At 41.9% G+C, this 23,907-nt stretch carries 25 protein-coding genes; 11 read left to right on the top strand and 14 right to left on the bottom strand.

The annotated features are described in order from the left end of the window. Nucleotides 1-32: 32 nt before the first annotated feature. Complete coding sequence (locus ACNORC_RS13015; RefSeq protein WP_418336087.1) at nt 33-2,078, top strand: HD family phosphohydrolase; 2,046 nt, start codon at nt 33-35, stop codon at nt 2,076-2,078. Nucleotides 2,079-2,081: 3 nt separating this feature from the next. Here the strand turns inward: ACNORC_RS13015 and ACNORC_RS13010 are convergent, their stop codons facing one another. Then, entirely contained in the window at nt 2,082-2,534 is a 453-nt protein-coding gene (locus ACNORC_RS13010; protein ID WP_418336085.1) for a transcription elongation factor, read from the bottom strand. Nucleotides 2,535-2,624: 90 nt separating this feature from the next. Beyond that, entirely contained in the window at nt 2,625-3,032 is a 408-nt protein-coding gene (locus ACNORC_RS13005) for a glyoxalase (protein ID WP_418336084.1), read from the bottom strand. Nucleotides 3,033-3,189: 157 nt separating this feature from the next. Here ACNORC_RS13005 and ACNORC_RS13000 point away from each other — a divergent pair, with 157 nt between their 5' ends. Genes ACNORC_RS13000 through ACNORC_RS12990 form a run of 3 tightly spaced genes read left to right on the top strand, consistent with a single transcriptional unit; the run spans nt 3,190 to nt 5,385 of the window. Beyond that, nucleotides 3,190-4,548: an NAD-dependent succinate-semialdehyde dehydrogenase gene (locus tag ACNORC_RS13000; RefSeq protein WP_418336083.1), complete on the top strand. Its 1,359-nt coding sequence runs from the start codon at nt 3,190-3,192 to the stop codon at nt 4,546-4,548. A 2-nt stretch (nt 4,549-4,550) separates the two neighbouring features. Further along, nucleotides 4,551-4,994, top strand: coding sequence for an NUDIX domain-containing protein (locus ACNORC_RS12995; protein WP_418336082.1), 444 nt, complete (start codon nt 4,551-4,553; stop codon nt 4,992-4,994). A 1-nt stretch (nt 4,995) separates the two neighbouring features. Beyond that, a complete protein-coding gene (locus tag ACNORC_RS12990) occupies nt 4,996-5,385 on the top strand; it encodes an acyl-CoA thioesterase (RefSeq protein WP_418336081.1) in 390 nt (129 codons plus the stop codon). On the opposite strand, the gene ACNORC_RS12985 is transcribed toward ACNORC_RS12990, so the two are convergent. The 3 genes from ACNORC_RS12985 to ACNORC_RS12975 all read right to left on the bottom strand — a co-directional run bounded on the left by ACNORC_RS12985 (nt 5,382) and on the right by ACNORC_RS12975 (nt 8,175). After that, nucleotides 5,382-6,485 carry an endonuclease/exonuclease/phosphatase family protein gene (locus ACNORC_RS12985; RefSeq protein WP_418336080.1) on the bottom strand — a complete coding sequence of 368 codons (1,104 nt, stop codon included), beginning with the start codon at nt 6,483-6,485 and terminating at the stop codon, nt 5,382-5,384. The two genes, ACNORC_RS12990 and ACNORC_RS12985, sit on opposite strands and share 4 nt — an antisense overlap. Before the next feature lie 121 nt (nt 6,486-6,606). Further along, nucleotides 6,607-7,887: a mechanosensitive ion channel family protein gene (locus tag ACNORC_RS12980; RefSeq protein WP_418336079.1), complete on the bottom strand. Its 1,281-nt coding sequence runs from the start codon at nt 7,885-7,887 to the stop codon at nt 6,607-6,609. A gap of 3 nt (nt 7,888-7,890) precedes the next feature. Next, nucleotides 7,891-8,175, bottom strand: a complete 285-nt coding sequence (locus ACNORC_RS12975; RefSeq protein ID WP_418336078.1) for a DUF3817 domain-containing protein — start codon at nt 8,173-8,175, stop codon at nt 7,891-7,893. A gap of 180 nt (nt 8,176-8,355) precedes the next feature. Here ACNORC_RS12975 and galE point away from each other — a divergent pair, with 180 nt between their 5' ends. Beyond that, nucleotides 8,356-9,390 carry a UDP-glucose 4-epimerase GalE gene (gene galE, locus ACNORC_RS12970; protein WP_418336077.1) on the top strand — a complete coding sequence of 345 codons (1,035 nt, stop codon included), beginning with the start codon at nt 8,356-8,358 and terminating at the stop codon, nt 9,388-9,390. 151 nt (nt 9,391-9,541) lie between these two features. Here the strand turns inward: galE and ACNORC_RS12965 are convergent, their stop codons facing one another. Further along, a complete protein-coding gene (locus ACNORC_RS12965) occupies nt 9,542-9,685 on the bottom strand; it encodes a YqaE/Pmp3 family membrane protein (RefSeq protein WP_084625583.1) in 144 nt (47 codons plus the stop codon). A 209-nt stretch (nt 9,686-9,894) separates the two neighbouring features. Between ACNORC_RS12965 and ACNORC_RS12960 the strand changes: the two genes are divergently transcribed. Next, the gene (locus ACNORC_RS12960) at nt 9,895-11,010 is read left to right on the top strand and encodes a DEAD/DEAH box helicase (protein ID WP_418336076.1); all 1,116 of its coding nucleotides are present in this window, start codon (nt 9,895-9,897) and stop codon (nt 11,008-11,010) included. Nucleotides 11,011-11,013: 3 nt separating this feature from the next. Here ACNORC_RS12960 and ACNORC_RS12955 read toward each other — a convergent pair whose 3' ends face one another. The 3 genes from ACNORC_RS12955 to ACNORC_RS12945 all read right to left on the bottom strand — a co-directional run bounded on the left by ACNORC_RS12955 (nt 11,014) and on the right by ACNORC_RS12945 (nt 13,033). Beyond that, on the bottom strand, nt 11,014-11,889 hold the full coding sequence (locus tag ACNORC_RS12955; RefSeq protein WP_418336075.1) for a cation diffusion facilitator family transporter: 876 nt from the start codon (nt 11,887-11,889) through the stop codon (nt 11,014-11,016). 70 nt (nt 11,890-11,959) lie between these two features. Then, nucleotides 11,960-12,580: a YqaA family protein gene (locus ACNORC_RS12950; protein WP_418336074.1), complete on the bottom strand. Its 621-nt coding sequence runs from the start codon at nt 12,578-12,580 to the stop codon at nt 11,960-11,962. 75 nt (nt 12,581-12,655) lie between these two features. Further along, complete coding sequence (locus tag ACNORC_RS12945; RefSeq protein WP_418336073.1) at nt 12,656-13,033, bottom strand: hypothetical protein; 378 nt, start codon at nt 13,031-13,033, stop codon at nt 12,656-12,658. 227 nt (nt 13,034-13,260) lie between these two features. Here ACNORC_RS12945 and ACNORC_RS12940 point away from each other — a divergent pair, with 227 nt between their 5' ends. Further along, the gene (locus ACNORC_RS12940) at nt 13,261-13,980 is read left to right on the top strand and encodes an SDR family oxidoreductase (protein WP_418336072.1); all 720 of its coding nucleotides are present in this window, start codon (nt 13,261-13,263) and stop codon (nt 13,978-13,980) included. A 26-nt stretch (nt 13,981-14,006) separates the two neighbouring features. On the opposite strand, the gene ACNORC_RS12935 is transcribed toward ACNORC_RS12940, so the two are convergent. Next, entirely contained in the window at nt 14,007-14,915 is a 909-nt protein-coding gene (locus ACNORC_RS12935; RefSeq protein WP_418336071.1) for an alpha/beta fold hydrolase, read from the bottom strand. A 6-nt stretch (nt 14,916-14,921) separates the two neighbouring features. Continuing rightward, nucleotides 14,922-15,602, bottom strand: coding sequence for a type 1 glutamine amidotransferase domain-containing protein (locus tag ACNORC_RS12930; protein ID WP_418336070.1), 681 nt, complete (start codon nt 15,600-15,602; stop codon nt 14,922-14,924). A 207-nt stretch (nt 15,603-15,809) separates the two neighbouring features. Here ACNORC_RS12930 and ACNORC_RS12925 point away from each other — a divergent pair, with 207 nt between their 5' ends. The 3 genes from ACNORC_RS12925 to cysM all read left to right on the top strand — a co-directional run bounded on the left by ACNORC_RS12925 (nt 15,810) and on the right by cysM (nt 20,048). Further along, complete coding sequence (locus ACNORC_RS12925) at nt 15,810-18,029, top strand: FUSC family membrane protein (RefSeq protein ID WP_418336069.1); 2,220 nt, start codon at nt 15,810-15,812, stop codon at nt 18,027-18,029. Nucleotides 18,030-18,375: 346 nt separating this feature from the next. Then, nucleotides 18,376-19,164 carry a serine O-acetyltransferase EpsC gene (epsC, locus tag ACNORC_RS12920; protein WP_418336068.1) on the top strand — a complete coding sequence of 263 codons (789 nt, stop codon included), beginning with the start codon at nt 18,376-18,378 and terminating at the stop codon, nt 19,162-19,164. Continuing rightward, nucleotides 19,161-20,048 carry a cysteine synthase CysM gene (gene cysM, locus ACNORC_RS12915; protein WP_418336067.1) on the top strand — a complete coding sequence of 296 codons (888 nt, stop codon included), beginning with the start codon at nt 19,161-19,163 and terminating at the stop codon, nt 20,046-20,048. Before epsC ends, cysM begins: the two co-directional genes overlap by 4 nt. A 44-nt stretch (nt 20,049-20,092) precedes the next feature. Here cysM and ACNORC_RS12910 read toward each other — a convergent pair whose 3' ends face one another. The 3 genes from ACNORC_RS12910 to ACNORC_RS12900 all read right to left on the bottom strand — a co-directional run bounded on the left by ACNORC_RS12910 (nt 20,093) and on the right by ACNORC_RS12900 (nt 22,157). Then, nucleotides 20,093-20,638 (bottom strand): hypothetical protein, encoded by a 546-nt coding sequence (locus tag ACNORC_RS12910; RefSeq protein WP_418336066.1) that lies wholly within the window; start codon nt 20,636-20,638, stop codon nt 20,093-20,095. 169 nt (nt 20,639-20,807) lie between these two features. Then, a complete protein-coding gene (locus ACNORC_RS12905) occupies nt 20,808-21,356 on the bottom strand; it encodes a hypothetical protein (RefSeq protein WP_418336065.1) in 549 nt (182 codons plus the stop codon). 99 nt (nt 21,357-21,455) lie between these two features. After that, nucleotides 21,456-22,157, bottom strand: coding sequence for a Crp/Fnr family transcriptional regulator (locus ACNORC_RS12900; protein WP_418336064.1), 702 nt, complete (start codon nt 22,155-22,157; stop codon nt 21,456-21,458). Between the two features lie 196 nt (nt 22,158-22,353). Between ACNORC_RS12900 and ACNORC_RS12895 the strand changes: the two genes are divergently transcribed. Beyond that, entirely contained in the window at nt 22,354-23,874 is a 1,521-nt protein-coding gene (locus ACNORC_RS12895) for a DEAD/DEAH box helicase (RefSeq protein WP_418336063.1), read from the top strand. Nucleotides 23,875-23,907 lie beyond the last annotated feature (33 nt).

Raw genomic sequence — 23,907 nt, 5'->3', positions numbered from 1 at the left:
TTTTTACTACATTTGAAAAGAGATTTGTTTTTATGAAATCATTTGTGAATTACCTTTATAAAAATCAGGACCTTTTTTATAAAGTTTTTTTATTTCTGCTCACCACTTTCCTCATCGTTTATCTTTTTCCTAAAGGAGGTAAATTCAAGTATGAGATTCCGAAAGGCAAACCCTGGCAATATGAGAATCTCTATGCTCCTTTTGATTTTGCGATTTTAAAGACTCCGGAAGAAATTTCCGCAGAAAAAAATAAGATCAATAAGACCCATATTCCTTATTACGATTATAATGCTGATGTTGCCGAAGGTGTAAAAGCTGCTTTGGAACAGGAATTCACTGAACTTTTTCCGGATACACTCAGCCGGCAGGAAACAACAAAACTCCGCAATTTTGTAAACAAAACGGCAAACGACATTTATGAGAACGGATTGCTTCAGGAAATTGTTCCACTAAATCCAAACCAGCTCATCTATCTTAGAAAGGGAAACGAGGCCACAGAAGTGGCATACCAGAATGTTCTGAAGCAAACAGGGCTTAGAGATTATCTCAACAAAAGGATCGATCAGGGCGGCCTGCAATTGTTCAGGGAAGAACTCGTAGGTTTATTCTTTGATACCGTTAAGCCTAACGTTTCCTATAATGAAACCCTCACCAAAAATGACCTGGAAAGTAAATACAACCAGATATCTTATACCCGCGGGAGTGTAGAACGGGGCACTATTATAGTGGCCAAAGGAGAAGTAGTGGAAGGGGATAAGCTCCAGATCCTGAACTCCCTGAAAGCCGAATATGAATCCCAGGTATGGAGTAAGGCAAATTATTATTGGGTGGTCCTTGGTTACGGAATGCTTGTATTCCTGGCTTTGCTCATGCTGATGCTGTTTATAAGGAAATATCGATATGATATTTTCCAGAACAATATAAAGGTCACATTCGTTTTCTTTAACGTGCTCCTCATGGTGCTGCTAACCACGCTCATCATTAAATTTAATGTGCAGTACGTCTATGTGGTGCCGCTATGTATCTTACCTCTGACTATTAAGGGCTTTTTTGATTCCCGACTGGGATTATTTACACATGTTATTACGGTGCTATTGCTGGGCTTCATTGTACCGGATAGTTACGAATACATGTTTCTGCAGATCATTGCGGGAATTGTTACCATCCTTACCGTTTCTGAACTTTATAAAAGGGCAAATTTGTTCATCACTGTAGGGCAGATCACCCTGGTGTATATTCTCTCTTACTTTGCTTTTACGATTATTCAGGAAGGGTCTATTTACGAAGTGGAACCCGAAACTTTTCTGATGTTCCTCCTCGGCGGACTTGCTACCTTATTTGTGCAGCCGCTTATCTACGCTTATGAAAAGGTCTTCGGACTTATTTCTGATATGTCACTGCTTGAACTTTCCGATACAAATTCTGCCTTGCTGAAAGAGCTTTCAGATAAAGCGCCGGGAACTTTTCACCACTCCCTCAACGTTGCGAACCTGGCCGAAGCTGCTTCCAACGAGATTGGGGCCAATTCAATGTTGGCGAGGGTAGGAGCGTTATACCATGATATCGGAAAAATGAAGAATCCAACCTTCTTTACAGAGAACCAGACCACTTCGGTCAACTCCCATGACGAACTATCTCCAAGAGAGAGTGCCGATATTATTATCGAACATGTGATCAACGGGATTGAGATCGCTAAAAAGAGGAATCTGCCCGACAGGGTGATCGACTTCATAAGGACGCACCACGGTACTACCACGGTCTATTATTTCCTTCAGAAGGAAAAAGAGGTCAACGAAAATGTAGATCCCGATGATTTCAGGTATCCGGGACCTATGCCTTTCAGTAAAGAAACAGCGATCTTGATGATGTGTGATAGTGTGGAAGCAGCCAGTAAAAGTATTAAGGAACCAAATGCCCGCCTGATTGATGAGTTTGTAGAAAAGATCATCAACAAACAAATGGAGGAGGGGCAATTCCTAAACGCAGATATTACGTTTATGGATATTCAACAGGTCAAAAAGGTGTTGAAGCGAAAATTGAAGAACATCTACCATCTCAGGATCGAATATCCCGAATAAGATTTACCAGACCTTTACGATCTTCACTTTTTGGTCATGGAATGTAAAACTGTCTCCGGCTCGTTTACCTTCTAAATGCTCATAAATAGGTGCATCTGTAGATATTGCATAGACTTTACTTCCGCTTTCCATGTCGATCTCCCCAAGAGGAATTGAGATAAAATAATAGTGGCTATTGGTCTCGACCACGCTACCCCGGCGCACAGTTTCACTTCGATGATGAATGTCAATGTTAGCAAGGGTCTCTTTCATGTTACGCACTCTATCCAGGTACGCAGCATTCTTTTCATATTCCGTGAGCATTTCCCCTTTATTTCCGTATTCATCAAAATCGGGATGAAAATTGTGTTCTTCATCTTCCCCGCTAATACTCTCGAGGGCTTCATTATACTGTTCTATCCGTCTGTTAACGGTATCCAGACATTTATTGAATAATTCTTCTTTATTAATGCTCATATATTGCGTTTTTCATAAAATTAAAGAACGCAATATGGAATCAAGAACAATTAGGAAAAGTTTAATATTGGCTGGTTTCGGGCGAATGGCCTATACCACAGTCAATGGATCCAGCAGTTGAATGTTGCTTTGAATCCTTTCTTTTACCAGGTTCATCATCCGTTTATTCAGTGCAGATGAATTGGTAATATAGAAACGGTATTCCTCAATGGTAAACTGACCAATCACCATTCCTTTGAGGCTATTCCTGAATTTCATATCCTTCTGAATGGCATTTTCAATGTAGTGCAGCCTTTTTTCTACGGAAAGCGTATAGAACACATTCTTGTGTTTATTTACGTAATTCCGAAAGGCTTCCAGCAGCAGATCGTTCTGCAGCTTTATCACCGGCCGAAGGGTCTGGTTTTGAAATTTTTCATCAGGCATCATTCGTTCTGAGATTCGGGCCGCCGGAATCTCCGGCCGCGCTCTAAGCAGGTTGGGATCGCGCTCTTCCATGGGAGGTTTTTCTTAAATATACAGAAAAAGTCATACCATTTAGGACCGGGCCATCCAGATTTATAAACGGCTTATGAACAATGGGCTTCAGTTAAATTCATTTTAATAGTTTCGTTTACTGAAGGCTTCTTTTTACCTTTAAAAAAAGCCAATTTTTATGATACTTTCCAAAAATCCCTATTCAGGTGAAACCCTGGAGGAACACAGGGAATTTACTTCCGAAGATATAGATAAAGCCCTGGAAAAAGCAGATTCCCGTTTTAAGCAATGGTCTAAGACCACCTTTGAGGAACGGGCAAAACTCATGAAAAAAGCTGCGGAAGAATTGAAGAAGAATTCCCGGGATTATGCTGAAACCATTAGTCGCGAAATGGGGAAACCTATAAAACAGGCAATTGCAGAAGTTGAAAAATGCGCGTGGGTTTGTGAATATTATTCGGAAAATGCTGAATCTCAGCTAAAGGATCTGGAGATCGAGACCGATGCAGATCAAAGTTATGTACGCTATGCCCCATTGGGAACAGTCCTGGCAATTATGCCCTGGAATTACCCTTTTTGGCAGGTATTCCGATTTGCCGCTCCGGCTCTTATGGCCGGAAATGTGGGAGTTCTTAAACATGCAAGCAACGTTATGATGTCTGCCAACAACATTCAGAAGGTATTTGAGCGGGCAGGTTTTCCGGAAGGCTGCTTTCAGAACCTGGTTATAGGCAGTAAAAAAGTGGAAGAGGTAATAAACGATGAACACGTAAAAGCAGTTACTCTTACAGGAAGTACAAAAGCCGGAAGTGCAGTTGCAGCAGCTGCGGGTAAAAAGATTAAGAAAACGGTTTTAGAACTGGGCGGCAGTAATGCGTTGGTAGTCCTAAAGGATGCAGATCTGGAGGAATCAGTCAAAGTTTGTGTACAGGCAAGATTCCAGAATACAGGTCAGAGTTGCATAGCTGGAAAGCGGCTGTTACTTCAGGAAAGTATTGCTGACGAATTTATGGAGAAGTTCAAAAAGGCAGTGAAAGATTTGAAGAGCGGTGACCCTATGGAAGAAGATACTTATATAGGAGTGCAGGCCCGGGAAGATCTGGCTGAAGATCTTGAAGACCAGGTTCAGAGGTCGGTAAAACAGGGTGCAAAGATCGAACTCGGAGGCAAACGCGAGGGAGCTTATTACCAACCAACTATCCTGATCGGAGTAACTCGCGAAATGCCCGTATTTCAAGAGGAAACCTTTGGTCCGGCTATAGGGGTTACCACTTTTAAAGATGTCGATGAGGCAGTTGAACTGGTGAATGCTACCAATTTTGGCCTCGGTGTTTCTGTGTTCACGCAAAACATGGAGGAAGCTAAAAAAATAATTCCCCGCTTTGAGGATGGTGCTGTCTTTATCAACGAACTTGTAAAAAGTGATCCCCGACTTCCGTTTGGAGGCACTAAAGGTTCGGGGTACGGAAGGGAACTTTCCCATTTAGGGATCAGGGAATTCGTCAATATTCAAACAGTCTATATCAATAAATTCTAAGTATGCCGAAGCAAAATATTTCAGTTACCACAGATTGTGTGGTATTTCTTAAAAATGGTTCTAAGGAAAAGGTCCTTCTGGTAAAACGGAAAAAAGATCCTTTTAAAGGGCAGTGGGCAATACCGGGAGGATTTCTGGAAGAAGATGAAGCTATGGAAAAAGGTGCGGCAAGGGAACTGAAGGAAGAGACAGGACTGGAAATTTCAGACTTGCACCAATTAAAAGCTTTTGGAAAAGTAGATCGAGATCCCCGGGGAAGGACCATTAGTATTGCCTTTTTTGGGGTAATAACTTCCGAAGAAAAAGTAACAGGAAATGACGATGCTGAAGATGCCCAATGGTTTCCTTTAGATAATTTACCGGCCTTGGCCTTTGATCATGATGAAATTATCCAGGTTGCAATAGACCGCTTCAAACAAACTATCTTTACCGAAAAGAAAAAATAATATGAGATTTCACACCCGAAAATGGATCAAACCACAAGATCTTAATCCCAACGGAACTTTATTTGGTGGTCGGCTATTAGAGTGGATAGACGAAGAGGCTGCTCTTTATGCAATCATACAACTGGAGAATCCTAAAACGGTTACCAAGTACATGAGCGAGATAGATTTTAGAAGCTCCGCCCGCGAGGGAGATATTGTGGAAATTGGAATGGATGTGGTGAAATTCGGTACGGCTTCTCTTACGCTGCGCTGCGAGGTGAGGAACAAAATGACCCGGGAAAGCATTATTGCTATAGAAAAGATTGTAATGGTCTGCCTTGATGAGCATGGAAAACCTAAACCTCATGGCAAAACAAAGATCGAATATGTGAAAGACAGGCTAGGGCATTAATTCCCTTCGGCAGCTTCTTTTTTCTCTTCGGCGTCTTTTTTATTTTCTTTCTCTATTTGCTTTTCAGCATCCTCAAGTTCATCCTTTGAAGGAGGTTCAATTTCCTTATTCCCGTTAGGAAAAGGCTCCAGCATCAGTTTTGCGTAGTAAGGAAAATGATCTGATCCTACATTGCTGCCCACCTGCAGATCCATAAGTTTGAATTCTTCAGAAACAAATAAGTGATCCAGCGGCCACCTAAAAAGGAAAATATTGGAGTTGAAGGTATTGTAGAAACCTCTTCCAATCCGGGGATCCAGTAACTGACTCACATTTTGAAAAAGGGAAGTTGATTCAGACCAGGCTACATCATTGAAATCCCCCGCTACTATCACCGGAAATTTCGAGTTATTAGCCATTTTTGCGACCATCATCATCATCGCATCTCTGTCTGTAGAAGATGCGTCGTGCGGTGGAAGAGGAGGCGTGGGATGAATAATATGAATTTCAATAACCTCTTCTGAAGGTAGCCTCATCAACATGTGCATTGACGGAATACTGTCCTGCAATAAAAATTTTATCTGGGGATCAATTAAACGATATTTGGAATACAGGATCATTCCGTAGGTGTTATCCAAAGGCATTTCGAGCCGGTAATCATAACCAAAATTACTTAGACCTTTCCGAAGTTCTTTTTGCCATATTTGGTCAGTTTCAGTAAAAATGAGTAAGTCGGCATCTTTGGTCAGTACCTCGTCAATGACCTTTTTATATTCTGTGTTCTTTTGCAGCACATTTAATGCTAATATGCTAAGGGTCCTTTGAGGATCTACCAGGTCATTTTCTTTCACCTGTTTTTCCGCTAAAGGGGTATAGGGATAGATCTTGGTGAGCTGCAGAATAAAGCAGACTCCCAATATTCCCATAAAGGCGTAATCTCTCCAACTGCGAATATCAAAACTGATGAAATAAGAAAGCAGGGCGATCAACGTGAGCAGGGTCAATTGTACGTGTGGATAATCAAACATTCGTATCCACCAGTAATCGGAAGCAACAAAAGGAAAAATTGAAAGAATGACTGCTACAATTCCGAAGCCCTGGAGGAATCCTTTAAATGTCATTTTTGGAGGAGTATAGATGTTTAACCTTTAAAGGTAGTACATATTCACTGCAGAAGTAGCTTTATATTACCTAAAAGCTTCTTAAAAAAGAAACCCCTGCATTTTTACAGGGGTCTAATAACTATTCTTTTACGAGGTGTTTCAGAGATTTTATAATGTCATCCCCGGAAGGTGATTCAAATAACTGAAGGTCAAAATAGGGGATAGCCGCTATAAGATGATCAAAGATATCAGCGGTAATGGCTTCAAAATATTCCCACCGTTTGTCTTTACTGAAACAATAGATCTCTAGTGGAATTCCCTGCGTGGTAGGTGGAAGGTGCCGTACCATCATGGTCATATCCTGGTTGATCTGAGGATGGGATTTAAGATAAGATAGCGCGTACCTTCTAAATACTCCCAGGTTGGTCTGATGCCTTCCATTGATCAGGTACTTTTTATTAGCTCCGGTCTTTTGATTGTAATCATTGATCTCCTGCTGCCGCTCTTTAATGTATTGCCCAACAAGATTGTATTCTTCAAAACGGGCGATATCTTTATCATCAATATACCTGATGGAATTCTGTTTTATATAAAGGCTGCGCTTGATCCTTCTCCCGGGTGAGTCCTGCATACCACGCCAGTTTTGAAAAGAATCGGCAGTGAGATAATAAGTTGGAATGGTGGTATAGGTGTTGTCCCAGTTCTGTACCCGCACGGTTGCGAGATTTATTTCGGTCACAAATCCATCAGCTCCATATTTGCTGAAGGTGATCCAGTCTCCAATACGCACGATATCATTCACGGATACCTGTATAGAAGCAACAAAACCGAGAATGGTATCTTTAAAAATAAACAAGATAATTGCTGAAGCGGCTCCCAGGGAAATAAGGAAATTCACTACCGACCTTTCCGTCAATTCAGAAAAAATGAAGATGATTCCTAAGGCCCAGAAAATGATCATTAACACCTGCGTGTAACTCTCAATGGGTTTGTCCCTGTACCTTTCATGAGTCTTCATGTAGCTGTTGGTGGTGCGCAACAGGCTACGACAAATCAGGACGATGAGAATTATAATATAAATGTCTACTGCCTTATTGAAAACCTCGAGGAGTTGAGGGTAATCTTCAAAAATGACCGGTACGGTAAAAATGAGCAGCAGTAACGGAAAAATGTTACTTACATACCGGGGAAAATTACTTTGCACCAGGAAATCGTCAAAAGTATTTTCCGTTTTGTCGGTGAAGGAATGATATGCCTGCAGCAGCACCTTTTTGGTAATGTAATGTATGACATACCAAAGAATGAAAACAATAGCAACATTGATAAGCATGTTGAGAAAATGAGCTATCGCCGGCTCCATGCCTTGTTCAATAAAATAGTTTGCCAGGAAATTACTGAGGTCGCGGGTGGTTTCGCCCATAATCTACAGGTATTTTCTTTCTACATAAAAAGGTCCCAGCGGCAGAACTGAGCTTGCACAAACAATCATAAGGGTGCTTAGTTTCCATTGAAGGGGACGAAAAAGGAGGAAGGCTCCCAGGATATAACCCACGAACAAAATTCCGTGTGCCATTCCTATTACCTGTACCATTTGTGGCAGGTCCCATATATATTTCAATGGCATCGCGATCAGTAAAAGCACTAAAAAGGAAATACCTTCCAGAATGCTCACCCATTTAAAAATTCTCACCTGATTTTCCAGAGTCATAGTTCATCAATTTTGTGTGCTGCAAATATACCGTTTCTTGATAGAACCTCCTGTTTTCCGGATTTTAAAAGATCAGATTTTCCTATACTCTCAATTTCTTATTTAAACGAAATCTTAACCACTCTAAAACCTCGAATAACACAGGGATTTTATTAATTTGCACCTGATAAAATAAAAAACATGAGTAAAAGAATACTGGTTACCGGAGGTTTAGGGTTCATTGGTTCCCATACCGTGGTAGCCCTGCAGGAAAAAGGCTTTGAGGTGGTGATCATAGATAACTTGTCTAACTCTTCACTCGAAGTATTGGGAGGCATTACCAGGATCACCCGTATCTCTCCTGAATTTGAAAATATTGATCTTCGGGAAAAGGCAGCCGTAAAAGCCTTTTTTGAGAAGTATAATGATATAGAGGGTGTGATCCATTTTGCAGCTTCGAAAGCTGTTGGAGAAAGTGTTGAGAATCCGTTGTTGTACTATGAAAATAACCTGAACACTCTTATCTACCTGCTTCAGCAATTAAAAGAAAAAGAAGCTCCAAAGTTTATCTTCAGTTCATCGTGTACTGTCTATGGACAAGCTGATGAATTGCCTATTACAGAATCTGCACAGGTTAAAAAAGCAGAATCACCTTACGGAAATACCAAGCAGATAGGTGAGGAGATCATTAGTGATACCTGTAAGGTCACTCCAAATCTAAAGGCTATTTCCTTACGTTACTTTAATCCCATTGGAGCACATCCCAGTGCCGAAATAGGGGAGTTGCCTATAGGTACTCCTCAAAACCTCGTTCCGTATATCACTCAAACTGCTATAGGAATGAGGGAGAAATTATCCGTTTTTGGTGATGATTATCCTACTCCGGACGGAACCTGCATTAGAGATTACATTCACGTAATGGATCTGGCCCGAGCTCATGTGGTAGCCTTAGAACGCTTATTGGATGACGAGCAGCAGGAAAATTATGAAGTTTTCAACCTGGGCACCGGAAAAGGAAATTCAGTGCTGGAAGCTATTCAGGCTTTTGAAAAGGTTTCCGGAACAAAACTGCCTTACCAGATCGTGGGCAGAAGGGAAGGCGATATCACAGCAGCTTATGCTGATACAACCAGGGCGAATGATGTTTTAAAATGGAAAGCTGAATATTCTATAGAAGATGCTATGGAGAGTGCCTGGAAATGGCAACAACGCTTAAAAGAAAAAGAAGAAGTTTAAAGAAGAGAGAAAATAAAAACTGTCTAAAATATAAGCTTAAAGGCTAATTCAAACTTTGTCACCTTGTCTTTCAAGGCACGTCACCTGCCGGAAACAGGTCGTAGAGGGGATTTATATTTTAGACAGTTTTTTAAATATGCTGGAGAAATAATTAGTTTACTATAAATGCATGGATCACGCCGGGCAACCAGCCGATCAATGTGAGAACAATACTTATTAGCAAAGTGGTTCCTACTCCATGGTTCAAGTAAACTGCAAGTGGTGGTAATAGGATATTCAAAATGATAGTAAGCATAATTTCTTTTTTATTGGTTATATACCCAAATTACTGATAATCTGTCAAAATAATTCTAAATAAATTAGAATTAGCTTCAGTTTAACAAGTTGAAATTCTGAGGATTGCGAATTTTCTTACGCAGCTCAGGTATAGCGGGGGATGATCAATATTTCTTCTGATTCCGACCAGTAATTATTTAATCACCTATCTTCGCAAAAAATTAAGGAATGACATTTAAGGAGCTAGGAGTTTCGGAAGATATAATTAAAGGACTGAATGAAATGGGGATAGTGACGCCTACTAAGATCCAGGAGGCGGCAATCCCGGTGTTGGCAGAAGGTGATGTGGATTTCATTGGTCAGGCCCAAACCGGAACCGGTAAAACTGCAGCATTTGGTTTACCTATACTGGCACAAATAGATCCGGCTAAAGAGGAGGTACAGGCCCTTATCCTGGCACCAACCAGAGAGCTGGGGCAGCAGATCGCCCGACAACTGTTCAAATTCACAAAGTACAGCGATAAGGTATTTACTGAAGCCGTTTATGGGGGAGAAAAGATCGATATCCAGATAGCGAGGCTAAACAGACCAACACAAATTGTGGTGGCTACGCCGGGACGTTTGATCGACCTGATGAAAAGAAAAGCGGTGGATATCCGGAACATTCAAACCCTTGTTCTTGATGAAGCAGATGAAATGCTAAGCATGGGTTTCAAAAAGGACCTCGCTACCATCCTTGAAGCTACGCAATCTTCGGAACGGAAAGTTTGGTTATTCTCGGCAACCATTCCGCAGGACCTAAATGAGATCATCAATACATATGTGCGAAAGAACGCCCGAAGAGTCAAAATTGATAAACAGGACGCCGTTAATACCGGGATCGAACACCAGTTCGTTTCCAGCGATGATAATAATAAACTGGATACCCTTTCATATTTCCTGAAATCAATGGGGAAACAGAACAGGGGCATCATCTTTACCAAGACCAAAACAGCTGCCAGAACGCTTTCCAAACAACTTCTGGCAAAGAACCACGAGGTTGGTTTGCTTGAAGGAGATATGCTTCAAAAAGACAGGGATAAGGTGATGCGGGCATTCAAGAACGAAAATTTACGATTGCTCGTTTCAACAGATGTAGCTGCACGCGGAATTGATGTGGCTAACCTGGCTTTTGTGGTGCATTACCAACTTCCCGATCAAACTGATTACTATACGCACCGCAGCGGTAGAACCGCAAGAGCAGGTAAAAAAGGAATTTCTTTGGCCCTTGTGAATCAATTCGAACTTAAAAAGCTAAGACAGATCGAGCGGGAACTCGGGATAAGGTTCAACCAGATAAGATAAGCTCTACAGCATATCGCAGGTTTCCTCATCCAGTTCAGTTTCTACCGTGTAGTGGTCAAATTTGTATTCCTGCAATACATCTTTTACCTGCCGTTTCACATCCAGTAATTGTTGGAAATGACTGATATTTTTCAGCTTGATGTGCGTGGTAAAGACGTGATCTGTTCCTTCAAGGGACCAGATGTGCACATGATGTAATGAAGCTATATTGGGGATCTGGCTAAGTTTCTCTTTAACCTCCTCCAGGTCTATCTCCTTCGGAACCCCCTGCAGAAAAATAAAAAGCGTGTCCTTAAGTCTTTTCGCCACATTAAAAAGAATGAATATGGTGATCAATAAAGAGAGGGCAGGATCCAGGTAGTGAATATCCTTAAACTGAAGCACGATAGCCACAATTAGAACAGCCACCCATCCCAGCACGTCTTCCATTAGATGCCAGCTCACCACTTTCTCATTCATCGAGGTTCCTTTACTGAGCTTATAAGCAGCAAAACCGTTGACCAGGACTCCAATGATCGCGAAGATCAACATCTCCTGGGCATCAGAATGTTCAGGTTCTAAGAGCCTTCCAACCGCTTCAATGATAACATAGATAGATCCGGCAATAAGAACTACGCTGTTGATCAATGCTCCCAGGAGGGAGAACCTTTTGTAGCCAAAGGAAAACTTTGCATTTCCGGCTTTCCGGGATTTATTTTGAAGATACCATGAGGTGCCGAGGGAAAGGGTGTCACCCAGATCATGTACGGCATCTGAAACAATCGCAATACTGTTAACGTAGAAGCCTCCAATGAGTTCAAAGACAGTAAAGGCAGCATTCAGAAAAAAGGCAAATTTCAGGTTCTTTCCGGCAGAATGATGGTCGTGATCGTGGCCCATTTAATTCTATTTGGTTGAGTTGGTAACCAAAAATACAAGAAATAAAGAGGATTTTAGATCGAATTTCGGATTAAACGATTTTGAAGATCACTATTGCATAACCATAAAAACGAACGAACCTGAGCAATCCAAACAGCAGGTAATGTCTGAACTTGTAATTGATGATACCGGCAGCAATGCTAGTCATGGAGAATGGTATGGGTAGAAGCGCGCCAACCACTATCAGGAAACCTCCCCATTTTTCGGTATTTCTTATATGTTTGGACATTTTGGTCTCCAGGTAAGTGTGTACCGAAGGGATTTTGGTAATTGCTTTTCCTATAAAAAAAGAAAAGATACCTCCCAGATAAGACGCTGTTGCCAATAAGGTGAGATAGAGCAGTGGAAGAGTGGATTTACCGGCCCATGCTATAAAAAGCTCGGGTGGCACCAATCCCAGTATAGTTTCCGAGGCCAGGAAAACAGCAAAAATCCCAATTGGAGAAAAAGTTTCTGTAACGGTGATCAGGACATGATTAATGTCGATCACGAATTCATTGACAACCAACAAAGCTCCTATAAAAAGTACGATCGGTAAGATCGCCTTTTTCAGACTAAGACCAACGAATTTATAAAATCCGGTGTATTGGTAGTATTGGTGAAGTAATTTCCAGCGGGGTTTCTTGTTCAGCACGACATCTTTCTTCTGCATATCATTAAAAAATTTTAAAAGCGGAGTAGTGAACGGAATGATTCAACAATCGGTCCACTTTAGTAAAAGATGATGTTAATTTTCTTCAGCGTAGGCGATCAAATTATTGCTGTATTCCCTGAGTTCCAGAGCATTCACTTTGTTCTTTGATTCGGCCATTAAAGAAAGCAGGTAATCAAGGCTTTCCTGTGGATCCACTTCCGGCTGCTCTTCAGTCTCTGCTTCAGCATCTTCTAAAGGCTCATCTTCGGGAATTGGAATATCAAAGGTCTGGTAGGTCTCAATGTGCTCGTAAGTAAGGCGAATAACCTTTGCAAGCAACGGATTTTTTTCCTCTACGGCATAAGGTCTCAACTCCTTAAGTTCTTCAACAAGTGTATTGGTAATGATACCATTACGCATCAGGTCGCGTTGTATTTTATTCAGAAGTTTTTGTGCCTTAGGATTTTCCAATGTTGCAATTTTTTTAGTGTTTATACCAGATTCTCTTTCCTTTTTCAGGGTTTGCAAAGATAATTGATTCTCTTCGAATTTTTCCCGCCTGCAGTTAAAGATTTTTTCCGGATCTAAAAATGGCATTTTTCGGCAGGCTTTCTGCAAGAATTAACAAAGTCTTAGAATCTGCGGCTTACATTTTCCTGCATCATTCAGTAGCTTTAGTCTCACTAAAAATAATTACGATGAATTCACTTGAAAATAAAGTAGCCTTCGTTACCGGAGGCAGTAAAGGAATTGGCTACGGAGTGGCTGCAGCCCTTTCAGAAATGGGAGTGAAGGTGGCCATTACCAGCAGGCATAAAAATGAAGCTGAAAAGGCCGCCCGGGAACTTTCTGAAAAAGGAAAAGGTGAGGTAATTGGGATCGAGGCAGATGTAAGAGACCTCAAGAGCCAGGAAAAGGCTCTGGAAGAAGTGGCCAACAAATGGGGACAGGTAGATGTTATGGTAGCCAACGCCGGAGTCGGTCATTTTGGTTCTGTAGAAGAATTAACAGCAGAGCAGTGGCAGCAGACCATTGATACCAATCTCACCGGGGTATTTTATTCCATAAAGGCTTCTGTACCTCACCTGAAAAAAACCAAAGGATATATTTTTACCATCTCCAGCCTCGCCGGTACTAACTTCTTCGCGGGAGGTGCAGCATATAATGCCAGTAAGTTTGGAGTTACAGGTTTCACCCAGGCAGTAATGCTCGATCTACGTGACCACGATATTAAGGTCACCACGATTATGCCGGGATCTGTGGCCACTCATTTCAATGATCATACTCCTTCTGAAGCAGATTCCTGGAAGATACAAATAGAAGATATTGGAGAGCTGGTGGTAGACCTTTTAAAAATGAACCACAGGGCATTACCGAGTAAGATCGAAATAAGGCCTACCAAACCGCCTAAGAATTAATATGAAGGAAATAGAAAAAGGAGGCCTTAAGCCTCCTTTTTTATGGGTTTTAAATGAGAACTCTTTGCGAGTTCCACTACCTGGTCTGCAATAGAAAGCCAGGCCTCCTCCTGTAAAAAATGCCTGGAGGGCAGTCTCTGAACCTCTTTTAAACCAGCCACTCTTTTAATTTCTTCTCCATAGGTCTCATAGGGAAGCCCGGGATCTTTATCTCCCCAAATTGCCTGCACGGGATAAGGTACATTCTGTACCGCTTTGTAACAGAGGTCGCGAAAGCTTTTGGTGCTGTCAAAACTCCTCATAGTCTTCAAAAAAGCCTTTCCGTGATCGACTCTTTTTAGCAGATCAACATAGGCATTCACTTCTGCCATGGGAATCCGGGAGGAATTCTCTACCGCCATTTTTTTGAACATGACCGGCCAGGTGACGTGGGAGATCATTTTTAGCTCAGTCTCTCCCAGGATCCTTTTTTCAAAAGGCCGCATTACAGCAGGTTTTTTGAAATTCACCACATCTATCCAGGTATTGAGGATTGTAAGAGACATGATGCGGTTCATATGTCTGGCAGCAAAGGCAAAGCCAATTGGTCCTCCAATGTCATGGACCACAAGGTGAAATTTCTTCAGTTTTAATCGTCGGGCAGCGTCGTACAAAAAGTCGGCAAAATTTGAAAAAGTATATTCAAAGTCTTCAGGCCTTTCAGTAAGACCAAATCCTGGCAGATCGATACACACTCCTTTATATCCTTTTTTGGATAGGGAATGTATCACCTTACGGTATAGAAAAGAAGAGGTAGGGACCCCGTGAACGCACAATACCGTCTCCCCACGGCCCTGACTAAGAGCAAAGGTTCTAATGCCGTTGACATCCACGTACCGGCCCAGAGCTTCGTGCTCTTTTATTACCGCTTCGACCGTCCTTTCTGTTCTTGTCATAAACAGCTATTCTTTTCCTAATAAACGCAGGAGTTCACGGGCGGCTTTTTCAGAAGAGGCCGGATTTTGACCGGTGACAAGTTTACCGTCTACCATTACATACGAGCTCCAGTCATCGCCTTTACTGTAGTTGGCGCCCAATTGGTTCATTTTGTCTTCCACCAGGAACGGGACCACATTGGTGAGTCCCACAGCCTCTTCTTCGCTATTAGCAAAGCCGGTAACATTCTTTCCGCGCACCAGCGGTTCTTTATGATCTTCCACATTAGCGAGTACTCCTGGAGCATGACATACAAAAGCCATAGGTTTCATCTGCGCGTTGAATTCCTCAATAAGCGAGATGGATTTAAGGTCATTGGCAAGGTCCCAGAGAGGGCCATGGCCACCGGGATAAAAAACGGCATCGTAATCTTCAGAATCTATGTCTTCCAATTTGATCGTTTTCTTAAGTTTTTCCTGAAGATCGCGGTCAGAATAGAACCTGCGGGTAGCGCCGGTCTGTGCATCTTCAGATTCACTGGAGGGATCTATCGGGGGTTCTTTTCCTTTCGGTGAGGCAATAGTGACATCAGCACCCGCATCGGCAAATACGTAATAAGGTGCTGCGAATTCCTCTATCCAAAAACCTGTTTTTTTTCCGGTTTCTCCCAATTCGCTGTGAGAAGTAAGGACCATTAGAATTTTCATAGAATTGTTTTTTAATTTATATCTCAGAAGAAAGAGGCGTCAAAAGTGACATTTTTCCTCCGTTTTTCTAAAATTACAATCCTCTCATGCCCTAACCAAAGCGGTTTTACTAATTAAAGGTTAAATCTATGTACCTGTCTAAAATGGCCTTTCCGGCTCCTGCATCCACCCAAAACCTGTAGCTTTGCATTATCAAAACTTTCACTATTGAACCTGCGGAAAGAGATCTCTTCATTTTTTAGCCTTTTAAAGGCAGCCGATTATTCCAAAGGTTTCCGGTTCGCCCTGGCCGCTGTTCTACCGCTTCTGGTCACAGGTTATTTCGACCGGCTTTCAATAGGTATACCCATGGCAGTGGGAGTACTTTTATCCTCTCCCAGCGATGTGCCGGGAAGCATCAGGCGCAGGGTAATTGGCGTCTCCTTTTCGGTACTTATTGCCGTAGTTGGGAGCTTGCTGGCCGGTTATGCGGCCGTTAACAGCTTTTTCTTTGTGCCTGTTCTTATCATCCTCATGTTCAGTTTTTCAATGATATCGGTTTATGGGTTCCGGGCGTCGCTGATCTCATTTTCGGGCCTTTTTGCCGTGGTTCTCAGCCTTGCCAATGTCACTGCGGAAAACTCAGTGCTGGAACGGGCTTTACTGATTGGTGCAGGTGGATTGTGGTATCTTGGATTGACTGCCTTATTGCACTATCTCAACCGAAAAAGAGAAACTGACCAATTACTTTCTGAAGCATTTGACCTTACAGCCGATTATCTGGAAGTACGAAACAGGTTTTTTAAAAGTCCGCCTTCCGAAGCTGATGAAATTCAGAAGGAGCTGGTAAGCCTGCAAACGCTGCTCAATGAGAAACATGAAACCCTCAGGGAACTGTTGATCTCCGGAAGGAGAAACTTCGGAAGATCTGGAGTGGTAAGAAGAAAATTGCTCATCTTCATGGACCTTGTGGACATTCTGGAACTCGGAATGGCCAACCCTGTCAAAAATGACAAAATGCAGCAACTTTTCAAGAATCATAAAGAGCGGCTGGAGCTTGTGGTGGAATGGAATTCTTTAATGGCCGAAGAGTTGCGCAAGATCGGCCGGATATGGAAACAGGAGAAGAACGACCTCACCTTAGAGAAACTGGCTGCTCACCGACAAAAAGTGTGGAAAAACTTTTCAGATTTTGAAAAGGAGGCAGATCTTCCAAAAGAAAGGGAAACCCTCTTGGTCTACAGGAATTTGCTGGTTTTTAAAGACCGTCAAAATCAAAAGATAAATTCTATACGGAGGTTGCTTCACGAGTATGTGGATAAGAAAGACTTCAAATTAAATCCGCAGGAAGCAGTAAAATTCCTTAGTACGCAGGACTATGATCTAAAGACCTTTCAGGACAACCTGGATATTAAATCTCCCATTTTTCGGCATTCCCTTCGCCTCACCGTGGTCCTGGTAGTAGGATTTTTCATTGGACGCATTTTTGAATTTCAGAACTCTTACTGGATCCTCCTTACTACGCTGGTGATCATGAGACCGGGTTATGCGCTTACTCGTGATCGTTATAAACAACGACTATACGGTACTCTTATTGGAGGCGCCATTGCTGTGACCATTGTATTGCTGGTGCAGAACAAAACGGTCTATGGGATTTTTGCCATTATTACGTTGGTACTGGCTTTTTCAATGATCCAGAAGAACTACAAGACTGCAGCGGCTTTTATTACTTTAAATGTGGTCTTTGTCTATAGCCTTTTACGGCCAGATGTGCTGGACGTGATAAAGTTCCGGATGCTTGATACCTTAGTGGGGGCGGTTCTGGCCTTTTTGGGTAATAAATTTCTTTGGCCTACCTGGGAATATCACACCATACATAATTACATACAGGATAGTATAAAAGCGAATGTCGCTTTTTTGAAGGAGATCGAATCCTATTATGTTGATAGATCAACCTCTGCATCGGCTTACCGATTGGCCCGAAAAAAGGCATTTTTGGCCATTGGTGATCTCAACGCCGCTTTTCAAAGAATGGCGCAGGAACCAAAATCAGGTGAGGAGCTTTCTGAAACCTTTCGTATGGTGTCCCTCAACCAGGAGTTCCTCAATTCGGCGGCATCCCTGGGCACCTTTATTCGCTCCCAGGCCACTACCAAAGCTTCTTCACATTTCCTGACCTATATGCGGGCCATACAGGAAAATCTGAAGCAAACCCAAAATAGTATTGAAGTTCAGCAGCAGGATCTGGAAGCTGCCGACAATTACTACAGGGAGCTCTACCAGGCTTTGGTGGATCAAAGAATGAATGAAAAAGCGGAAGGAAAAGAAGCAATAAGTGAGGAGCTGCGTTCACAACTACAGGAGGTGCAGCTGGTGAATGAACAGTTGAAGTGGCTACATGAATGGTCACTGAACATCAAAGAGTTACAGAAATCTACGAAAGTATAAAGCCACCCTTGTGAGGTGGCCTAAAAACAAACTCAAATGTAAATTGTATGCCGGAAACTATTTCTTTTCGTGTTTACCGGATTGTTGTTTTCTTGGTTCAGATTTTTGTGCACCTTTTCTAGGTTCAGCTTCCTTTTTTTGCTGTTGCTGTTGTTTTTTTGGATCTTGTTGTGCCATGGCAATTAAGTTTTTTGATTAATAAAATAAATTTACAATACATTGATGTTTAATGATTTAGAGGCCTGTCATTTTAACTCTTCTTTAGTAGTTAAAGTTTGTACAACCAAGACCGAATTCTTTTTCTTTATAGAATAAGCGTACCTTTAAAGCTTAAATTTTTTGCACGATGCAACACGAGAAGATCATTGAACAAATAAATGCTCAGAAACGTCTTCCTCATCTTAAATTGAGGATCAAGGAACGTGCAGAAGCCTTTACAAAAAGCCTTTTTTATACCCTGTTTGATGAAGATACCCCGGTAAAGGAGAATCTCGAGAAACTCGCATTTGATTTTGAGGAGTTGGCTGAACTTGTGTGCTGGAAGCCGGAAAAATCCTGTAAGGAGGTGTGGGAAGCTTATTGCAGTAAATTGCCGGGCATTTTGGAATTACTGAACAAGGACGCTACGGCTATTGCTAATAATGACCCTGCCGCCAACTCTGTAGAAGAAGTATATCTTTCATACCCCGGATTCTTTGCCATAGCCGTTTATCGGTTGAGCCATGAATTCTATAAAATGAACCTGCCTTTATTGCCCAGGCTAATGACAGAGTGGGCCCATAAATTAACGGGTACAGATATCAATCCCGGCGCCCAAATAGGAGAATCGTTTTTTATAGACCATGCGACTGGAGTAGTAATTGGGGAAACTGCAGTGATAAAGAACAACGTGAAACTTTACCAGGGTGTGACCTTAGGTGCATTGTACGTTGAGCGGGATTTAAGGAACCAGAAAAGGCATCCTACCATTGAAGATAATGTGACCATCTATGCAAATGCAACTATTCTTGGAGGACAGACAATTATTGGTGCTGATAGTATCATTGGCGGTAATACCTGGCTTACCACTTCGGTAGCCCCAAATTCTTTCGTCACTCACAGCCCACAGATAAAAATCAAAAACCGACAGCAATGAGCCAAACTGTACTGGATCTTATAGGGAACACTCCGCTGGTAGAGGCCCAAAACCTTGTGAAAAATCCTAACGTTAAATTATTATTTAAACTGGAGGGTCAGAATCCGGGAGGGAGCGTTAAAGATCGTCCGGCCTATAATATGATCAGGAAAGCCTTGGAAAGGGGGGAGATCAGTAAAGAGACAAAGCTTATTGAAGCTACCAGTGGAAATACGGGAATAGCTCTGGCGATGGTAGCCCGGCTGTTAGATCTGGATATCGAGCTTGTCATGCCCGAAAATTCTACTGTAGAGCGGGTAAAGACCATGCGGGCTTATGGTGCTAAAGTGATCCTTACAGGAGCTGACAGGGGAATTGAGGGATCACGGGATTATGCTGAAGAACAGGTAGAGAAGGGGAGATACTTTATGCTGAACCAGTTTGGGAACGATGATAACTGGAAAGCGCATTACCACAGCACGGGACCGGAGATCTGGCGGGATACTGATCAAAAGGTGACGCATTTTGTTTCTTCGATGGGTACAACAGGCACCATCATGGGCACCTCTACTTTCCTCAAGGAAAAAAATAAAAATATTCAGATAGTGGGGGTGCAGCCTAAGGATGGAGCAAGTATACCCGGTATCCGGAAATGGCCGCAGGAGTATTTACCTGCAATCTTTGACAGGAATAAGGTAGATGAAATTATGGAGGTTAGTGAGGCTGAAGCACGCAAAATGACTATACGCCTGGCTGAAGAAGAAGGCATCTTTGCCGGAATGAGCAGCGGGGGTGCCACTGCAGCTGCGGTGCGACTATGTAACGAATTGAAGAGCGGAATTGTAGTGAGCATCATCTGTGACCGTGGAGACCGCTACCTTTCCTCAGATCTCTTTGACCAATAAAAAGGCCGGTTTATTAGACCGGCTTTTGTTGACCCAAGCGTGATTTATAAACCTGCCAGGGTTATACCCTGTGCGTCTCTCTGAATTTTTAGTCTTCTTACTTTGTCACCATCCTGTAATTTTACTTTGTAGACCTCTTTTTCTATATTCCAGGATTTAGAATAAGCAGCATACCTGTTGCTCAAAATTTTTGCATCTCTGTACTTTTCAAGGATAGCTAATTTTGTGTCGTCTGGTATGGGGACGTTTTTAAATCTTTGTCTTGAACCGATCAGTTCTCCCTTATTATCAAATGTTGTGAAAAGTTGTCCGGCTCTGTTTTTAAAGACAATCTCATAGGAATCATATCCTAGTTTTTCGTTATCTCTAATGAACTGTTGAACATTGAAATGGTTCTTCACGAATGCAAGCGGATCTTTCTGAAATTCTCCATATGCCTTTTCTTTAACCTTGACCACCAGTTCATGATTCACAGGGTCCATTTTTAATGAGACAGGTTTATATTCCAACCTGGTCTCATCCAACACGATCTGGGAATGTCCGACGCCAACAAAACACATCAGAAGCAATCCGAATAATAAATTTTTCATAGCACACATTTTAATGGATTTCTAAGAGATAAAATTACTCCGGGTTTCGAAAAAAGAATACTACTTAAGTATCAGATCCTGTTAAATTTTAAAATAGAATAGCAGCTGAAGCCGCACTATTACTGCGATTGCCTCAGCTGCTATTCTTTTATCTCCTGTTTTTGAGGGTCTAATATCCGGCGAGACTTATCCCTCTATTTGTTTTGTTCAAACGTACTCTTTTTACTTTATCGCCATCTTTAATTTTAACTTTGTAGTACTCTTTGTCAATATTCCAACCATCACTTATAACAATATGTCTTACATCCATTACCTGGGCACCCTTGATCTTTTTCATGATCTCTTTTCTGGCGTCGTCTGGCAAAGCTGCATCTTTGAATCGTTGGAAAGTGGATACTAATTCCCCTTCATCATCATAATTGGCAACCATATATCCTTTATCGGTATTGAAAAAAACTTGAAAGTCTGTATAATCAGATCCTTTGTTTTCCTGGATCAGTTGATTTACATTGAACTTTCTTTTTGCAAAGTCAAGAGGATTACTTTGGAACTCACCCACATATTCTTCGGGGATGTCAATTGTAACAGACTGGGTTCCAGGGTCCAGCTTCATGGAAACAGGCCGATAATCAATGGTCGCTTCCTTAAGCTCTTCAATTTGTGCCTGCATCACACCTGTAAAGCATATGAGTAACAGACCTGCCATTAGCTTTTTCATAACTATATAATTTAGAATCTACTCTAAATTACAACCGCTTTGTGAATAGTAAAACTACCTAGGTATCAAAAGACAAAGATTGTGCTACAGGAGAGCCCGTTACGTACGGTGTTTCGCTTTATTGAGCAGTAGCTCCAGGTTCCTGATCTCTACTTTTTCGCGGCCAAGGTTTAGAATACCTTCGGTCTTAAAATCCTGTAGGTGACGGTTCACAACAGCACGGGTGGAACCTATAAGATTGGCCAGTTCCTCATTGGAAAGATCGTTAATAAGCTCCAGTTGATGAGATTCAGCGTTAATATTGTTCAGGATCAGTTTGGCCAACCGGGTCGAAATATCGATCAGGGTGATGTTGGAAGCGTACTCTTCCAGTATCCTCATCTGTTCACTTAGGTAGGGCAGAAGGTTCTCATTGATCAATGGATTTTGCTGAATGTACTGGCGCATTCTATCCATGGGAATAGCCAACATCACTACCCGGTCCAGGGTTTCATAGAATACATCATGCCGGTGCCCGTCGAGCAGACAGAGCACATCGAAGACATCATCTTCCTTTAACAGAAAAAGAGTGAATTCCCTACCGGTGGCAGGATCCACTTTATAGACTTTGAGCCTTCCGGAAACTATAAAGTGAAAATAATTTACAGTAGCCGGTTTATTAATGCTGCAGGTATCGGGGGGCCAGATCTCTTCTTCCACTTCATCTAAAAAATCATCAAGTTTTTCGGGTGATAGATCCTTCAGCAGTTTATTATTCTTAATTGCCCTCTTATATATATCCCATTTATTATTCTTTCTCATCTTCAATTGGCATTATGACTACATTAACGGGGGAAGATTTTAAAAGGGGATTTATAAAGATACTGATTTTTGAAAAGGATAAAAAGAAGTCCTGATGTAAAAGAGGAAGGAAAACTCTTTCAGTTTTTCTGCGGAAAAATTTGAGTATACCTTTAAAATCAGCTATTTTTGCAAAATTGCAATTGAAACAAAACACATGACGCAGGATACATTCGGAATTGAAGAGAAAACAGTTGACAAAGAACTTTATGATTATCAGCAAAAGGACATAGAAAAGATCTTTGAGGTTCTGGAAGCCCATCCGGAACGCTATAACCTACTTTACCAACTGCCTACAGGTGGAGGTAAAACTGTGATCTTCTCCCAGATCGTGCGGGAATATATTCAACGTACCAATAAAAAGGTGCTCATCCTTACACACCGAATCGAGTTGTGCAAACAAACCTCAAGAATGCTTACCGGGTTTGGAGTGCGCAATAAGATCATCAACAGCAAGATCAAGGAACTGCCAGACCAGGACCAGTATATGTGTTTTGTAGCTATGGTTGAAACCCTTAACAACCGGCTGAATGATGATAAGGTAGAGCTGGATAACCTGGGAATGGTCATTATTGATGAGGCCCACTACAACTCTTTCAGGAAACTCTTTAAGTTCTTCAATAAGTGTTTTATTCTTGGTGTGACTGCAACGCCGTTGAGCTCCAACATCAAATTACCGATGAAGGATAATTACCGGGAACTTATTGTTGGAGATTCCATTAGTTCCCTTATCGAAAAAGGCTTTTTAGCCAAGGCGAACACCTACAGCTATGATGTTGGGTTATCAACGCTGAAGGTGGGGATCAATGGGGATTATACCGTGAAATCCTCCGAAGAACTTTATTCCAACTTTTCCATGCAGGAAAAGCTGCTGGATGCATATATGGAGAAATCAATGGGCAAGAAGACCCTCATTTTCAATAACGGGATCAACACCTCGATAGAAGTATATGAGACCTTCAGAAATGCCGGATTTGACATTCGCCACCTAGATAATACCACCAGTAAACAGGACCGGAAGGATATCCTGAAATGGTTCAAAAAGAAGCCGGATGCTATTCTTACATCGGTTAGTATTCTGACCACCGGATTTGATGAACCTACCGTCGAATCCATTATTCTAAACAGAGCTACAAAATCCCTAACTCTCTATTACCAGATGATAGGTCGTGGCTCACGGGTCCTACCGGGAAAAAGCGAATTTACCGTTATTGACCTTGGTAATAATGCTGCTAGGTTCGGGCTTTGGAGTGCGCCCGTAGACTGGAAACAGATCTTCAGATCGCCCGATTACTTCCTGGAAAACCTGGTTAGTGATGAGGAGATCGAACAGAATTTCAGGTATGAGATGCCGAAGGAACTGCGTATGAAGTTTGAGAAGACTGAAGATGTAAGTTTCGATGTGGAAGCCGAATACGATGATATCATCTCTAAAGGACTGCGTTCAAAAACAGTCCTGGAGCGTTCGCTGGAGCAGCATACCAGGATGTGTGTGGAGAACAGTGAAGACGTGTTTGATGCGCGCCTGTTGGCAAAGGAACTTCAGGAAGATATAGCTTACAGAATAAGAAGATATTCCTATTGCATTAGCAACAGTACCAAGAACTACCGTGACTGGCTCAAGGAAGATTATATGCGCAAGCTGCGACTGAGTATCAATCAGGCAGAATTCAAGTAAAAAATACCATTTTTCACTGGTGAGGGTGACGAA

It is taken from the genome of Salinimicrobium soli (assembly GCF_048323655.1).
Classification (GTDB): Bacteria; Bacteroidota; Bacteroidia; order Flavobacteriales; family Flavobacteriaceae; genus Salinimicrobium; species Salinimicrobium soli.
The sequence above is the reverse complement of the archived record's forward strand: the minus strand, read 5'-3'. Positions and strand labels throughout refer to the sequence as shown.